This is a genomic window from Nocardia sp. NPDC059177 (assembly GCF_042755165.1).
In the GTDB taxonomy this organism is placed as follows: Bacteria; Actinomycetota; Actinomycetes; order Mycobacteriales; family Mycobacteriaceae; genus Nocardia.
Genome location: NZ_JBHZBX010000033.1, coordinates 34,224 through 48,325 on the forward strand (window position 1 = coordinate 34,224; position 14,102 = coordinate 48,325).

General features: G+C 70.1%; 12 protein-coding genes, 1 rRNA gene and 1 pseudogene. 2 read left to right on the top strand and 12 right to left on the bottom strand.

Annotated features, from left to right (window positions below; genetic code table 11):
- Positions 1 to 2: 2 nt before the first annotated feature.
- The 5 genes from ACFXK0_RS27630 to ACFXK0_RS27650 form a co-directional block, all read right to left on the bottom strand.
- The gene (locus ACFXK0_RS27630; protein ID WP_379413913.1) at positions 3 to 665 is read right to left on the bottom strand and encodes an NUDIX domain-containing protein; all 663 of its coding nucleotides are present in this window, start codon (positions 663 to 665) and stop codon (positions 3 to 5) included.
- A gap of 11 nt (positions 666 to 676) precedes the next feature.
- Positions 677 to 2,398 (bottom strand): CTP synthase, encoded by a 1,722-nt coding sequence (locus ACFXK0_RS27635; protein WP_379413915.1) that lies wholly within the window; start codon positions 2,396 to 2,398, stop codon positions 677 to 679.
- Between the two features lie 171 nt (positions 2,399 to 2,569).
- Positions 2,570 to 3,511 carry a copper transporter gene (locus ACFXK0_RS27640; protein ID WP_379413937.1) on the bottom strand — a complete coding sequence of 314 codons (942 nt, stop codon included), beginning with the start codon at positions 3,509 to 3,511 and terminating at the stop codon, positions 2,570 to 2,572.
- A complete protein-coding gene (gene steA, locus ACFXK0_RS27645; RefSeq protein WP_379413916.1) occupies positions 3,508 to 4,707 on the bottom strand; it encodes a putative cytokinetic ring protein SteA in 1,200 nt (399 codons plus the stop codon). The genes ACFXK0_RS27640 and steA overlap by 4 nt, the downstream gene beginning before the upstream one ends.
- Before the next feature lie 49 nt (positions 4,708 to 4,756).
- Positions 4,757 to 5,221, bottom strand: coding sequence for a MarR family winged helix-turn-helix transcriptional regulator (locus ACFXK0_RS27650; protein WP_379413918.1), 465 nt, complete (start codon positions 5,219 to 5,221; stop codon positions 4,757 to 4,759).
- A gap of 114 nt (positions 5,222 to 5,335) precedes the next feature.
- Between ACFXK0_RS27650 and ACFXK0_RS27655 the strand changes: the two genes are divergently transcribed.
- Together ACFXK0_RS27655 and ACFXK0_RS27660 are read left to right on the top strand one after the other, a co-directional pair.
- A complete protein-coding gene (locus tag ACFXK0_RS27655; RefSeq protein ID WP_379413920.1) occupies positions 5,336 to 5,773 on the top strand; it encodes an SgcJ/EcaC family oxidoreductase in 438 nt (145 codons plus the stop codon).
- A gap of 48 nt (positions 5,774 to 5,821) precedes the next feature.
- Positions 5,822 to 6,241 (top strand): SRPBCC family protein, encoded by a 420-nt coding sequence (locus ACFXK0_RS27660; protein ID WP_379413921.1) that lies wholly within the window; start codon positions 5,822 to 5,824, stop codon positions 6,239 to 6,241.
- Between the two features lie 41 nt (positions 6,242 to 6,282).
- On the opposite strand, the gene recN is transcribed toward ACFXK0_RS27660, so the two are convergent.
- From recN to rrf, 7 genes and pseudogenes are all read right to left on the bottom strand, one after another.
- Positions 6,283 to 8,052, bottom strand: a complete 1,770-nt coding sequence (gene recN / locus ACFXK0_RS27665) for a DNA repair protein RecN (RefSeq protein WP_379413923.1) — start codon at positions 8,050 to 8,052, stop codon at positions 6,283 to 6,285.
- The gene (locus ACFXK0_RS27670) at positions 8,030 to 8,974 is read right to left on the bottom strand and encodes an NAD kinase (RefSeq protein ID WP_379413925.1); all 945 of its coding nucleotides are present in this window, start codon (positions 8,972 to 8,974) and stop codon (positions 8,030 to 8,032) included. The genes recN and ACFXK0_RS27670 overlap by 23 nt, the downstream gene beginning before the upstream one ends.
- A complete protein-coding gene (locus ACFXK0_RS27675) occupies positions 8,971 to 9,792 on the bottom strand; it encodes a TlyA family RNA methyltransferase (RefSeq protein ID WP_379413926.1) in 822 nt (273 codons plus the stop codon). The genes ACFXK0_RS27670 and ACFXK0_RS27675 overlap by 4 nt, the downstream gene beginning before the upstream one ends.
- A 1-nt stretch (position 9,793) precedes the next feature.
- On the bottom strand, positions 9,794 to 10,066 hold the full coding sequence (locus ACFXK0_RS27680) for a hypothetical protein (RefSeq protein ID WP_379413928.1): 273 nt from the start codon (positions 10,064 to 10,066) through the stop codon (positions 9,794 to 9,796).
- Between the two features lie 13 nt (positions 10,067 to 10,079).
- Complete coding sequence (locus tag ACFXK0_RS27685; protein ID WP_379413929.1) at positions 10,080 to 10,973, bottom strand: HAD-IIA family hydrolase; 894 nt, start codon at positions 10,971 to 10,973, stop codon at positions 10,080 to 10,082.
- A gap of 328 nt (positions 10,974 to 11,301) precedes the next feature.
- Positions 11,302 to 12,156, bottom strand: a pseudogene (locus ACFXK0_RS27690) (hypothetical protein); the annotation flags it as partial.
- A gap of 1,803 nt (positions 12,157 to 13,959) precedes the next feature.
- A 5S ribosomal RNA gene (gene rrf / locus ACFXK0_RS27695) occupies positions 13,960 to 14,076 on the bottom strand.
- Positions 14,077 to 14,102: the final 26 nt, after the last annotated feature.

The window sequence follows — 14,102 nt, forward strand, 5'->3', positions numbered from 1 at the left end:
GCTCACGCGTCGCTACCGGAAGCCGCCGCCCGCGCCTCGTCGGCCTTGCGGCGCAGGAACGCCGTCGGCTGACCCGGCCACGGCGCGTCGGCGGACCGCAACGGCACCCCGCTCGCCTGGGCCGCCGCGAACGCGAGCACACCGGCCACCGCCGTCGCGTTCACGATCTCACCGGCCAGCGCCGCCCGCACGGCCTCGGCGACCGGCATCCGCACCAGCTCCAGATCGGCTTCCTCGTGTTCGGGGTCGGGCCGGTCGGTCGGCGTCAGGCCGGTCGCGACGAACACCCGTAGTGCCTCGTCGGTGAAACCCGGCGACAGCGCCACATCCACCAGCACCGACCACGACACGGCGGCCAGGCCCGTCTCCTCGGCCAGCTCGCGCTGCGCCGCGGTGAGCGGGTCCTCGCCGTCGATGTCGAGCAGCCCGGCGGGCAGCTCCAGCAGCCGGGTGCCGATCGGATGGCGGTACTGGCGGATCAGCACGATGTCGCCGTCGTCGTCGAGCGCGAGCACCGCGACCGCGCCGTGGTGCTCGACGACCTCCCGCTCGGCGATCCGCCCACCCGGCATCGCGACCTGATCCTGGCGCAGGGCCAGGATCGCGCCGCTGTAGAGCACCCGGCTGGCGACCGTCTCGAAATCGTGACTACCGGGCGCGCTCATGCTGGCCTCTCTCAGTGGTCCGCGGCCTGCTCCGCGAGCTCTTCCTCGGGGAAGTCTACGGGAAGGCGTTCGGCCAGTTTGTATTTCAATGCCGCGTTGATCAGCGCCGCGAACAGCGGATGCGGCCGGGTCGGGCGGCTCTTGAGCTCGGGGTGCGCCTGGGTGGCGACGAAGAACGGATGCACCGAGGCCGGGTACTCGACGAACTCCACCAGGTGGCCGTCGGGCGAGGTACCCGAGAAGACCAGACCGCTCTTGGCGATGGCCTCACGGTAGGCGTTGTTCACCTCGAACCGATGCCGGTGCCGCTCGGAGACCTGCTCGGAACCGTACGCCTGCGCGACGACCGAACCCTTCTGCAACGTGGCCGGGTAGGCGCCCAGCCGCATGGTGCCGCCCAGATCGGCCTCGCCGGCGACGACGTCCTCCTGATCGGCCATGGTCGAGATCACCGGGTTCTTCGTGTCGGGCTCGAACTCGGCCGAATTGGCGTCATCGATGCCGACCGAACGCGCCGCCTCGATCACCACACACTGCAGGCCCAGGCACAGACCCAGCAGCGGGATACCCCGATGCCGGGCGTAGCCGATCGCGCCGAGTTTGCCCTCGATACCGCGGATACCGAAACCACCGGGGATCAGCACCGCGTCGACATCACGCAGCGCAGCCTGCGCGCCCGCCTCGGTCTCGCACTCGTCCGAGGGCACCCAGCGGATATTCACCTTCGACCGGTGCGCGAAACCACCGGCACGCAGCGCCTCGGTCACCGACAGGTAGGCGTCGGGCAGGTCGACATACTTGCCGACCAGCGCCACCTCGACGGTCTCACGCGGGGAATGCACGCGGTCGAGCAGGTCACCCCACACAGCCCAGTCCACATCACGGAACGGCAGGCCCAGCTTGCGCACCACATAGGCGTCGAGGCCTTCGCTGTGCAGCACCTTCGGGATGTCGTAGATCGACGGCGCGTCGGGCGTGGAGATGCAGGCCTCCACATCGACATCGCACATCAGCGCGATCTTGTTCTTGAGCCCCTGCGGCACCTCACGGTCACAGCGCAGGATCAGCGCGTCGGGCTGGATACCGATATTGCGCAGCGCGGCCACCGAATGCTGCGTCGGCTTGGTCTTGAGCTCCCCCGACGGCGCCAGATACGGCACCAGCGACACATGCAGGAAGAACACATTGTCGCGGCCCACATCGTGGCGGATCTGCCGCGCCGCCTCGAGGAACGGCTGCGACTCGATGTCGCCGACGGTGCCACCGATCTCGGTGATCACCACATCGGGCACCTGCCCCTCGAGATCGGGACCCTGCATCGCCATGATGCGGTTCTTGATCTCGTCGGTGATGTGCGGGATCACCTGGACGGTGTCGCCCAGATACTCACCGCGCCGCTCCTTCGCGATCACCGTCGAATAGATCTGACCGGTGGTCACGTTCGCGTCCTTGGACAGGTCACGATCGAGGAAGCGCTCGTAGTGGCCCACATCCAGATCGGTCTCGGCACCGTCCTCGGTGACGAACACCTCGCCGTGCTGGAAGGGGTTCATGGTTCCCGGATCGACGTTCAGATACGGGTCGAGCTTCTGCATCGTCACCCGCATACCGCGCGCGGTCAGCAACTGACCGAGGCTGGAGGCGGTGAGACCCTTACCCAAAGAGGAGGCGACGCCACCGCTCACGAAGATGTGCTTGGTGGCATTTCGAGCCTGATTCCGTGTTTGACCCACGGAACTCCAGAGTAGCAGCGGTCCGCCTCTCCGCGTATTTTGCCGGTCGTTTGCGACGGGGTGTCTTGGGCACCGGGCCGGCGGAGAGGTGGTCGGCGAGTTCTGGGCGTACCCGGTGAGTTACCCATGTTCTGACGAGATCAGGTGTCTCGTTCCGACGTAGGGGGGTTGTCAGCGGGGCATGGCGACCATGGTGAGGGATGTCGCGGTTGGGCTGGTGCCGTAGCGGCCTGCGCCGCCGTCGAGTTGTTCGGTGAGGGCGAGAGCGGTTGTCACGCGCCCTGTTTCGCGGTCGATGTTGTCGACGGTGGTGATGGTGGTGGCCAGTGGGGCCTGGGCGCGGACGTGCGCGATGGCGCCGTTGCCCTCGGCGGCGCCATCGCGGCCGGCCAGGACGGCGCCTGCGGCGCGGGCGCGGACGGCGCCGGTGAAGCGGGCGATAGTCGCGCCCTGTCCGGTGTCGGAAACGACACCATCGCCGGTGACGACGACGGCGAGTTGCGCGGGTCGCACGGGAGTGTCGCCGTAGCTGAGGAAGCCGCCGCCGCGCAGGGTCTCCAGGACCAGGGCGAGTTCCTGCGGGGTGCTGCGGGGTGCGTTGGTCGCCGGGTCGAGCAGCAGGGTCAGGCCGAGCAGATCGCCGGCCATGCTGCCCTGGTCGACGGCGCCGGTGTGCAGCTGGGCGCCCGCGGGAACGATATTGGTCAGCGCCGAGCGCATCCGGTCGCCCTCCCCCGCGTCGACGAAGGCGTCGGTCAGCGCGATCCGGCCGGTCACCGCGGCGCCGGCGGTCTCGAGCGAGCGGCTCACCCCGTCGATATCGGCGGCATCGGCGTCCGGAGTGCTGAACACCACGACGCTGCGGTCGGCGAGGGTGCCGCCGAGGATCCGGTCCGCCGATCCGGCGATGAACCGGTCGGCGGTGTCGAGGCGGGCGGTGAGCTGTTCGTTCTGCGCGGTCAGCGCGTCGACCTGACCACGCAGGTCGCCGCGCTCGGACCGCAGCCCCGACAGCATGTCCGCGGCCAGCGTCTGAGAGCCGAGTACCACCCCGATCGCCAGCGCGAGAAAGATCGCCGCGATCGAGATGGCGTGCTGACGCAGCGAGATCACCACAGCCCCCGCACCCACAGTACGAAACGATCCCAGTACGCGATCGCCCAGTCCAGCACCTCGGATCCGTTGTGCGAAGCGAGGATCACCACCACGATCGCCACCAGCGCGGCCAGCACCACCAGCGCCAGCGCCGCGCCGGAGGACCGCTGCCGGTACAGCGTCGCGACAGCGTTCGCGTCGACCAGTTTCGCGCCGACCTTGAGCCGGGTCAGGAAGGTCGCGGGGGTGCTGTCGCGGCGGCCGCGATCGAAGAAGTCCTCCAGCGAGGCCGGCGCACCGGCCAGCACGATCAGCGAGGCCCCGTGATGATCGGCCAGCATCAGCGCCAGGTCGGCGGGCGAACCCGAGGACGGGAAGGTGGTGGCGCCGATACCGAGATCCTGGATCCGCTCCAGCCCCTTGGCGTGCCCGTCGGTGTCGGCGGGCAGGATCATCTCCGCGCCCGACCGCAAGGTGTCGGTACTGATCTCGTCGGGCTCGCCGACGATCAGGTCCGGGGTGTACTTGAGCTTGCGCAGTGTGTCGGCGCCGCGGCCGACGCCGATCAGGATCGGCGCGTACTCCTTGATGAACGGCTTGAGCCGTTGCAGTTCCTCGAGATGCCCCGGCCCGTCGGCGATCACGACGACGTGCCGGTTGCGTAGCTCCAGTTCGATATCGGGCACGCCGATGCCGTCGATGAGCAGCGCGCTCTCGGTGCGGACGAATTCGGTGGTGTTGCCCGCGAATGCGTCGAGGTGATCAGCGAGGCCGTTGCGCGCGGCGATCATGCGGTCCGCGATGGACGACTCGTCGAACTCGATGCCCTCCACCAGGACCTCGGGTTCCTTCCTGGTCAGCTTGTCGGCGTAGACGATGCCCTCGTCGATGCGGATCTTGGTGCCGTCCTTGATCCGGCCGAACGCGTCGGAGGACACGGTGTCCATCAGCACGATCCCATTGGCCACCAGCACTTCCGGGCCCAGGTTCGGGTAGCGGCCGGAGATCGACGGCGAGGTGTTGATCACCGCGACGACGCCGGCTTCGACCAGCCGGTCGGCGGTGAGGCGATCCAGATCGGTCTCGTCGAGGATCACGATGTCCCCGGGCCCGACCCGCCGCAACAATCGACGGGTATCCCGGTCCACCCGGGCGATCCCGGCGACACCGGGCAGCGTTTCGGTGTTCCTCGACAACAGCGCCGGCATCCTCATGGCCCGATGATGAGCGCAAACCCTCAACCTTTGGTGGAGGCGCGCCGGATCAGCCCTGTTCGCGCAGCGCTTCGGCCACCCGCAACGAGGTCGCGTGCAGCCGCCCGAACAGGTCGAGGACCAGCTCGAGTTGCTCGTCGGAGTAGTCGTCGAGCGCGGTGGCGAAGCTGCGGGCGAGCAGCTCGTAATGCGGGGCGATCTCGTCGATCTTCGCCGGAATCGCGCTGACGATCACCCGGCGCCGGTCCGCGACATCGTGTTCGCGGCGCACATACCCCGCCGCCAGCAGCCGGTCCACCATCTTGGTCACCGCCCCGGTGGACAGCGCGGTCTGCGCCGCGAGCTCCCCCGCGGTCGCCGGACCGCCCAGGCGCAGCATGTTCAGGCACCGCAGATCCGTGACGTGCAGGCCGAGCTTGTCGGCGACGGCCTGGTGCAGCATCACGCCGTCGGTGGCGCTGCGCTGCGCGGCCACGGTCAGCGCGGCGGCGAGCGCGGCCCTCTTGTCGGACATCCCTTGACACCTTCCGAAACTTCCGGAATCATCTTCCTTGGTAAGATTATTACCAATGCAGATACTTTCCGGATCGACTTCTGACCGTCCGATCTTAGTTCCGGGAGAGCACCCATGACCCAGACCCACACCGACGAGCAGGCCGTGCGCGCGCTGTTCGCCGCCAACACCGCCGCCTGGGCCGCCGGCGACGCACGCGCCTTCGCCGCGACCTTCACCGAGGACGCCGAATACGTCACCTGGTTCGGCCGCCACTACACCGGCCGCGCCGCCATCGAGGCCTCGCACGCCGCGCTGTTCTCGTCCTTCCTGAAGGGCACCCGTCTCGACGGCGAGATCACCCGGCTGCGGTTGCTGACCCCCGATGTCGCCGTGCTCGACGGCCGGGGCGCGGTACTCAAAGGCACACGCACGCGCAACCGGCGCAACACCAAGGACTACGTCTACGTCGCCGTGCGCCGCGCGAACGGCTGGCGATTCGCCGCGTTCCACAACACCAAGTACCACTGGTTCTTCGACACCATGGCGGCCAGGTCGGAACGAGGCAGGTAAATACCCGTATGCTGCGGGTCACAGATATCTCGGACAGGAGACACAGCCATGCCACGCAGCACCGTCGAGACGGTTTTCGACGCCCCCCGCGACATCGTCTACCGCCTCTTCACCGAGCGTGAGAGCGTCAGCCCGCACCTGCCGGTCACCGTCAAGCTGGTCAAGGCGGGCGACCCGGCCACCGGCGTCGGCGCGCAATACGCGCTCGGCCTGGGCAAGGTCGCCATCACCGAGGAGACCACCGCGCTGGTCCCCGGTGAGCGGATGGAGTACAAGATCGTCAAGGGCGCCCCGGTCAAGCGCCACGTCGGTATCATCACCTTCGCCGACACCACCGCGGGCGGCACCCGCGTGGTCTACACCATGGAGTCCGAGCCGTCGCTGCCCGTGCCGGCGCCGGTGCTCGAATTCGGCCTGCGCCAGCTCATCAACCAGTTCCTCGGCGGCGTCCGCAAAGCCCTGAAGTAGGTCCACGGTGCCGCCCGCATCCCGGTGCGGGCGGCACTGCTTCAGGCCGGAGTCCGCTCCGCCCTGGCCGTCTCCAGCAGTTCCTCCGCGTGCGCGCGACCGGTCTCGGTATCGTCCAGGCCGGCCAGCATGCGCGCCAGTTCGACGACCCGTTCGTCGTCGGTGAGCGTGCGAACGCCGCTGTCCACCTTGCCCTTTCCGTCATCGGACTTGTTCACCACCAGATGCGTGTCGGCGAAGGCCGCGACCTGGGGCAGGTGGGTCACCACGATCACCTGATGGGTGCGCGCCAGCCGCGCCAGCCGCTTGCCGATCTCCACCGCGGCCCGGCCGCCGACCCCGGCGTCCACCTCGTCGAACACCATGGTCGCGCCGTGATCGGACCCGGCCAGCACCACTTCCAGCGCCAGCATCACCCGCGAGAGCTCACCGCCGGAGGCGCTCTTGCTCAACGGCAGCGACTGCGCGCCGGAATGCGCCGAGAGCCGGAACTCCACCTCGTCGACCCCGGTGGCGCCCGCGTGCAGCGCGACACCGTCGAGGTCCAGCGGCGCCGAATCCTGTGCCCCGGCCTGCATCGGCCGCACCTGCACTTCCAGCCGCGCCTTGCCCATCGCCAGCCCACCCAGTTCCGTGCTCACCGCGGTGGCCAGCTTGCCTGCCACCTTCGTGCGCGCCGCGCTGAGTTTGCGCGCCGCCTCGCGCACCTTGCCCGCGGCGGTCTCCACTTCACCGGCCAGCCGGGCCAGCGCGTCCTCGGAGACATCGAGCGAGTCGAGGCGGGTACGCGACTCCTCGGCCCAGGCGATCACCCCGTCGATATCGGGGGCGTACTTGCGGGTCAGCGACTTCAGTTCGGCCTGGCGGGTGAGCATCGAGTCCAGCGCGCCCGGATCCGACGGCAGTTCCGACAGATAGCCGCTGATCTCGGTGGTCACGTCGACGACCACCGCGATCGCCTCGCCCAGCCGGGGCGCGAGCGCGGTCAGCGCCGGATCGTCGGCGGAGTCGAGCCGGGCCCTGGCACCGCCGAGCAGGTCGAGCACACCGCCACCGTCGGCCGGCGCGTCACCGGGACCGGACAGCGCCTCATGCGCGGCCACCGCCGCCTCGCGCAGCGAATCCAGGTCGCTGAGCCGGCGGATCTCGGCGACGAGCCGGGTATCCTCGCCGGGTTCCGGTGCGATGTCGTCGATTTCGGCGAGCGAATGCTTCAACCGGTCGGCTTCCAGCGCCAGTTCCCTGCTACGGGCCGTGCGTTCGAGCAGTTCGGCGCGCGCGTCCAGCCAGCTCCGGCGGTGCACCTGATATTTGCGCAGCAGCGCGGCCACACCGTCGCCGGCGAACTGGTCGAGCGCGGCGAGCTGCTGTTCGGGGCGTTGCAGGCGCAGCTGGTCGTTCTGGCCGTGCACGGTCAGCAGCCGGGAGGTGAACTCCCCCAGCACCGCCGCGGGCACACCGCGACCACCCAGATGCGCGCGCGAACGCCCGTCACTGTTGACGGTGCGTACCGCGATCACACTGCCGTCCTCGTCGGCCTCGGCGGCCGCCGACTCCAGCACCTCCCGCACCGCGGCGCGGGCGGTGTCGTTGACATCGTCGACGACGAACCTGCCCTCCACCACGGCCTTGGCCGCGCCGAGGCGCACCCGCCCCGCGTCGGCGCGCGCACCGCTGAGCAGGTGCAGGCTGGTGACCACCATCGTCTTGCCCGCACCGGTCTCGCCGGTGAGCACGGTCAGGCCCGCGTGGAACTGCGCGGTGGCCGTCGAGATGACGCCGAGTCCGTCAATTCTGATCTCGGTCAGCATCGGTGTCCTTTCTGCCCCGCCAGCCGGTCACCGGCAGCTGGAACTTGCGCACCATCCGGTCGGCGAAGGGCGCGGAATCGAGCCGCACCCAGCGCACCGGCCGGTCTCCGCGCACCACTTCGGCGCGCCCACCACGCGGCAGCGCCAGCGTGCGCCTGCCGTCGAGGAACACGATCGCGTCGTGCCCGGTCGCCACGGTCTCCACCGCGATCAGTGATTCGGGGCTGGTCACCAGTGGCCGGGCGAACAGCGCGTGCGCGTTGCTGGGGATCACCAGCATCGCCTCGAGCTCCGGCCACACCACCGGTCCGCCCGCGGAGAACGCGTAGGCGGTCGACCCGGTCGGGGTGGAGATGAGGATGCCGTCGCAGCCGAACGCCGACACCGGCCTGCCGTCGACCTCGAGCACCACCTCGAGCACGCCCATGCGCTGGGCGTTCTCGATGCTGGCCTCGTTGAGCGCCCAGCCGCGTTCGACGACCACGTCCTCGACGCGGACGCTGACGTCGATGGTCAGCCGGTCCTCGACGCGGTAGTCCCGGTCGACGACCTGGGCGAGCGCCTCGTCGAGGTGCTCAGCCTCGGCCTCGGTGAGAAAACCGATGCGGCCCAGGTTGATTCCGAGCACCGGCACCCCGGTCGGCCTGCCGAGTTCGGCGGCCCGCAGGAACGTGCCGTCGCCGCCGAGCGCGAGCACCATCTCGCAGCCCTGCGCCGCCGACGGGCTGTGCGGGACCACCCGCACCGGATAGCCGGCGGGCTCGTCCTCGAAACGGGTGCTGTCGGCTTCGTCGGCCAATACCCGCAGGCAGATGCCTGCGGCGGCGAAGATCTTCGCCACCCGGTGCGCGGTCTCGATGATCTCCGCGCGTCCCGGATGGGCGACGAGCAGGATCTCCCGATCGCCGGCGTGCGTGCTCACTGCGGACCCTCCTCGACGGCCTTCGCGACCAGCGCCGCCACCTGCTCGGCGTCGTAGCCGAACGAACCGACCTTGCGCAACCACAGGAAGTACTCGACATTGCCCGACGGGCCGGGCAGCGGACTGGCCACCACACCCTCGGTGCGCAGGCCAAGCGCGGCCGCGGCGGCGGCGACATCGCCCACCACCTCGGCGCGCAGCGCCGGATCGCGCACGACCCCGCCCGCGCCGACCCGTTCCTTGCCGACCTCGAACTGCGGCTTGACCATCGGCAGCAGATCGGCGCCGTCGGCGGCGCAGGCCGCGATCGCGGGCAGCACCAGGTTCAGCGAGATGAACGACAGGTCACCGACCACGACATCGACTGTGCCGCCGATACTCTCGGCAGTGATGTTGCGGACATTGGTGCGGTCGAACACCCGCACCCGCTCGTCGTTCTGGAGTCGCCAGATCAGCTGGCCGTAGCCGACGTCGACCGCGGCCACCTCCCGCGCGCCCCGTTCGAGCAGCACATCGGTGAAGCCACCGGTCGACGCGCCCGCGTCCAGGCACCGCTTCCCCGCGACGCTCATCCCCTGCGGTTCGAAGGCCGCCAGCGCGCCGAGCAGCTTGTGCGCGCCGCGCGAGGCCCACGACACCTCGTCGGGCTCTTCCCGCACGATCAGCGGGGTGTTGGCTTCCACGGCCGTCGCCGGTTTCACCGCGACGGTTCCGGCAATCAGGACCCGGCCCGCGCCGATCAGTTCGACCGCGTGTTCTCGCGATCGCGCCAATCCGCGGCGAACCAGTTCGGCGTCCACCCGCGCTCGCCTGGCCACCTCAGATCTTGTCCACTGTCGCCAGGGCGTCCACCAGCACGTCGTGCGCCTGTTCGAGGATGCGCGCGCGGCGGGTGATGTCGGCACCGGTCTCGGTGTTCTCCGCGGGGGTCGCCGCGGGCCGTGGCCCGAGCTCGGCGAGCAGCTCGTCGACCTCGGCCCTGATCCGGTTCGGGTCGGCCGGTTCCTGACTCGCCAGGTGACTGCCCGGCAGCGGAATGCCGGGACGGGGTGGCTGCGGGGCGCCGGTCGGCGGTGAACTCGGAGTACTCATCGTGGGGTCAACGCTATCGGATTTCGGCATCGCCTGCGCGCACCCGTACCGCCCGGCCGGGGTGCTGTCGCAACACCTCCGCGACGGCATCGGGCGCGACGGCATCGGGTAGCGGCTCGGTGTTGAGCGCGTCGAGGGAGGTGGCGATATAGGTCGGGATCCGGGCCGGTGGCGCGGTGCGTACCTCGTCGAGCGTGCTGACACCGGTCAGCACGAGCAGCGAGTCCAGGCCGAGGCCGTGCGCGCCCTCGATGTCGGTGTCGAGCCGGTCACCCACCACCAGCGGCGCGGTGGCGTCCGCGCGGGCGAGCGCGTCGGCCATCAGTGGCGCGAACGGTTTGCCCGCGACCAGGGGTTCCAGGTCGGTGGCGGCGCGCAGGGCGGCGACCATGGCGCCGTTGCCCGGGGCGAGGCCGCGCTCGTTGGGCAGGGTCCGGTCGGCATTGGCCGCGATCCAGAGCGCGCCGGCGCGCAGCGCGTACGCGGCTTCGGCCAGGTCCGGCCACGCGGTCGCCGGCGAGTGGCCCTGCACGACGGCGGCGGGCGGTGTGTCGCCGAAGTGGCGCACCGGCACCAGGCCGACCGCCTTCACTTCGGCGGCGAGGTCGTCGGTGCCGACCACCAGCACCTGCGCACCGGGTTCGAGTCGCTGCGCGAGCATCCCGGCGGCGGCCTGCGCGCTCGTCACCACGTCGTCGGTGGTGGCCGGATAACCCAGTTCCACCAGGTGATCGGCGACCAGTCCCGGACCGCGTGAGGCATTGTTGGTGACATAGATCAGCCGCTGCGCCGACCCCCCGTCCGGCACGAGCGCCACGGGCGCGCCGTCGATCACCTCGGGCCCGCGGTACAGCGTGCCGTCCAGGTCGAGCAGCAAAGCGTCATATCGATCGCGTAGCCGGTTCACACACCCTCACTCCGTCGTCATTGCCGGGCCACGTACTCCCGCGAGCCTAGGCGAGGCCACCGACACCCCCGGCCGGCCGAATCGTTCTCGCCGTCTTCATGATCGAGCATCCGGATGCGATCGGTGCACGGTGTACCCGGTTCGGTGCCGTCCGGGTGACCCACCTCACCCCCGACCGCCTATCGGGCGAGCAGCGTGTCCACCGCGAGATTCATCGCGAATTCGTACTCCCCCGGCATTCGACCTCCCACAGCCCCGAACGCAGAGCGGCCGCAGACCGGGCACCCCATGCGCTGGTGCCCGGTCTGCGGCCGTGAATGTGCGGTTCTCAGGCGCCGCCGGTCAGTTCGGCGGCGCGCTCCTCGGCGTCGGTTTCGCCGTCTTCGTCGGCGGCCGCGGCATTGAGGAACCATTGCAGGCCGTCGTCGGTGCGGCCGGCCGCCACCAGGGCGTCGGCGTAGGCGTAGAACAGACGCGCCGCGGCGGAACCGGTGCGGGCCGGGTCGAGGTCGGGGGTCTGCAGGGTCACCACGGCCTGGTCGAACTGGCCGAGGTCCATGCGCGCGCCGGCGACGACGATGCGCAGCTCGGTGGCTTCGTCACCGCTGAGCCGCTGCGCCTCTTCGCTGCGGCCGAGCTCGATGGCCCGTTCCGGACGTCCGAGACCACGCTCGCAGTCGGCCATCACGGCCAGCAGCCCGGAACCACCCGACATGCGTCGCGCGGTCCGCAGCTCCGAGAGCGCCTCGGCCCATTCCTCGGCGTGATAGGCCACCACGCCTGCGGTCTCCCTGACCACCGCGATCCGGCCTGCCCGCTGCCGTGCGGCCCTGGCGTGGGCCAGCGCCAGCCGCGGGTCGTCTTCGAGCAGTTCGACGGCCATCACCATGTGCCGGGCGACGGTCTCGGCATTGTTCTTGTCCAGGCTCAGCAGATCGCGGCGCACGGCCGGATCCAGGTCGGCGGCCTGCACGTCCTCGGGCAGATCGGGCTCGTCCGGACGCGCATTGCGCCGATCGGTGGGCCGCCCGCCCGCGGTGCGCGCGCCTTCGCCGCCACGACGGCGATCCTCGCGCTCGTAGTCCCGCGCGGATTCGCGATCGGCGCCACCACGCCGGTGATCACCTTCGTCTTCGTCGGCTTCGGCTTCGGACCGGTCGCCCGCCACACCGGTCGATCCAGCCGTCTGCTCGGACTGCACAGTGGACGCGATCTGCTCCGCGGGCTCGTCCGCCGCGATCTGCTCAGGAGACTCGTCGGAGCCGGCCTCGACGGATGCGGCGGTCGCTTCCGCCGGCCCCTCCGCCGTCGCCGACGCTTCGACCTCGGCGGATTCGACAGCAGGCACCGCCTCGTCGACGGCGTCCTCGGAACCGGCCGAGATCACGCCGAGCACATCGCCTTCGCGTTCGCGGCGCTTCTCCCGGTAGGTGCCGTTGAGTGGAGCGCCATCCTCACCGACGTACTCGGTGCGACCCGCGTCGCCACCACGCTTGAAGCCGCCGCGCTCGTCGTCGCGACGCTGGTACCCGCCGGGCTTCTCCCCGCGCTTGAACCCGCCGCGCTCCGAACCACCACGCGAACGATCGTCGTCGCCCCGCTTCTGGTATCCACCACGATCGCCCGCATCGCGACGCTGATAGCCACCGCGATCGTCGCCCTCGTTCCGACGGAAACCCCCGCGATCCGAACCACCGCGTGCACGGTCGTCGTTGTCGCGCTTGAAGCCGCCACGATCAGAACCGCCGCGTGAATCGTCGCCACGGCGGAAACCACCACGATCGGAGCCACCCCGTGAGCGATCATCGTCACGCCGGAAACCACGGTCAGAACCGCCACGCGAGTCATCGCCACCGCGCCGGAAACCACCGCGGTCCGAACCGCCACGCGAATCGTCGCCACGGCGGAAACCGCCACGATCGGAACTGCCGCGCGAACGATCGTCGTCGCGCCGGAAGCCGCCACCCGAGCCCTCTCGGCCCTGGTAGCCCCCACGGTCACCGCCCTCGCGACGGAAACCGCCGCGATCGTTGTCGTCCCGCTTCTGGTAGCCGCCACGATCGCCTTCGCCGCGGCGCTGGTAGCCACCGCGGTCCGAGCCACCGCGTGAATCGTCGCCACGGCGGAAGCCACCACGATCGGAACTGCCGCGCGAACGATCGTCATCGCGGCGGAAACCACCACCCGAGCCGCCACGGCCCTGGTAGCCGCCGCGGTCGCCGCCCTCGCGACGGAAACCGCCACGATCGCCACCGCGGTCCGAACCGCCGCGCGAACGTTCATCGCCTTCGTCGCGACGGAAGCCGGAACCGCCGCGGGGGCGGTCGTCATCGTTGCGCCGGAAGCCACCGCGATCGGAGCTGCCGCGCGAACGGTCGTCATTGTCGTTGCGGCGGAAACCGCCTCGATCGCCGGAACCCCCGCGACCCTGATAGCCGCCACGGTCACCGCTGTCGCGACGGAAACCGCCGCGATCGTTGTCCTCGCGCTTCTGGTAGCCGCCGCGATCGCCCTCGTCGCGGCGCTGGTAGCTGCCGCGGGGACGGTCGTCGTCGTTGCGGCGGAAGCCGCCGCGGTCGCCGGAGCCGCTGCGACCCTGGTAGCCGCCGCGGTCACGGTCGCCACGGTCCGAACCCCCGCGGGCACCACGATTGTCGTCGTTGCGGCGGAATCCACCGCCGCCTTCGCCACGCCCGGCGCCGCGGTTGTCACCGTGGCTGCCTCGGGGACGATCGGTCGGTTCGCCGCGCCGGCCGAAACCGCGGGCGTCTCCGTCCCGGCGGAAAGGCTTCCGTCCGTCGTTGTGTTCCGACACGGCGATCCCTTTCTAGGTTCCCCGCCTCCGGGGAGTGTGCTGGTTGCCCCGCCTGCAAGAATTCAACCACGGGCGGAGGACGGGGCATCGTCCGCCCGGCATTCCGGGCCCGTTCAGGGCCCACAAACGCCGATAGGGGACCCAAATCTGGGTCCCCTATCGCGAAGGATGTTCCGGCGGTGTCCTACTCTCCCACACCCTGTCGAGTGCAGTACCATTGGCGCAGGTGGCCTTAGCTTCCGGGTTCGGAATGGGACCGGGCGTTTCCCCACCGCTATAACCGCCGTAACACTATGAAACTAGACAGCGCTCCC